Annotated in this window: 1 protein-coding gene and 1 pseudogene; both read left to right on the top strand. The window is 71.8% G+C overall.

Annotated features, from left to right (window positions below; all coding sequences use genetic code 11):
- Positions 1 to 62: 62 nt before the first annotated feature.
- Positions 63 to 389, top strand: a pseudogene (locus E1283_RS36505) (inositol monophosphatase family protein); the annotation flags it as partial.
- Between the two features lie 93 nt (positions 390 to 482).
- A partial coding sequence (locus E1283_RS36500) for an ArsR/SmtB family transcription factor (RefSeq protein WP_132822431.1) occupies positions 483 to 1,057 on the top strand: 575 nt, incomplete at its 3' end.

The raw sequence follows: 1,057 nt of genomic DNA, 5'->3' as shown, positions 1-1,057 counted from the left end.
ATAAGAGACAGCCCCCGTCCGTCCCCCAGGCCGCTGGGCCCGGGGGAGCCAGGGCCTGATCCGACAGGTTCGGCAGGACCGGGTTCGTCGAGCGGTTCCGGCCGCGGGTCGTGTCCACGACGTTGGCGCTGGCCTGGGTCGCCTCCGGCAAGCGTGCCGCGTACGTCACCGACGGCGGCGACCTGTCCCAGAGCGTGCACTTCGCCGCGGGCATCGCCGTGTGCCGGGCCGCCGGCTGCGTGGTCACCGGGATCGACGGCGGTCCGATCGGTCCGATCGGACCGATCGATCCGACGGGTCAGGTCGGTCAGGTGGGCCGCGGGCTTGTGGTGGCCGCTGACACCGAGACCCACGGGTTGCTGATGTCGATGATCCGCAGTCGAGGCTAGCCACCACAACCTCGCGAACCTTTCTGGCCACACCACGCCGCCGACAACTCTTCCCTCCTTGACAAATTTTTTTGTCGGTAGCAGGGTGGAGACGTGCTGGACGTCGCTGTGATCGAACAACCCGCCGCGGCCGAGGCGTCCCTGGACCCGATACGGTCCCGGATCCTCGCCGCCCTGGCCGAGCCCGGCTCGGCCGCCATGCTGGCCGGCCGCCTGGGGCTGCCCCGGCAGAAGGTCAACTACCACCTCAAGGAACTGGAGCGTCACGGGCTGGTCGAGCTGGCCGAGGAGCGACGCAAGGGCAACGTCACCGAGCGGGTGTACCGCGCCACCGCCGCCTCGTACGTCATCTCGCCCAGTGCCCTGGCGGCCGTCAGTCCGGACCCCTCCCGGTCCCCCGACCAGCTCTCCGCCCGCTGGCTGCTGGCGCTCGGCGCCCGGCTGGTGCAGGAGGTCGGCGCGCTGGTGACCGGTGCCTCCCGAGCGCGCCGGCGGGTCGCCAGCTTCGGTATCGACGCCGAGGTGCGGTTCGCCTCCGCCGCCGACCGGACGGCCTTCGCCGAGGAACTGGCCCAGACCGTGGCGACGCTGGTCAGCCGCTACCACGACGAGTCCGCCCCGGGCGGCCGGAGCCACCGGGTGGTCGTCGGACTCCACCAGATCCCCGC

Origin of the sequence: Streptomyces hainanensis (assembly GCF_004348415.1) — a bacterium.
Classification (GTDB): domain Bacteria; phylum Actinomycetota; class Actinomycetes; order Streptomycetales; family Streptomycetaceae; genus Streptomyces; species Streptomyces hainanensis.
Note: the sequence above shows the minus strand (reverse complement) of the source record. Positions and strands in the feature narration are given on the sequence as shown.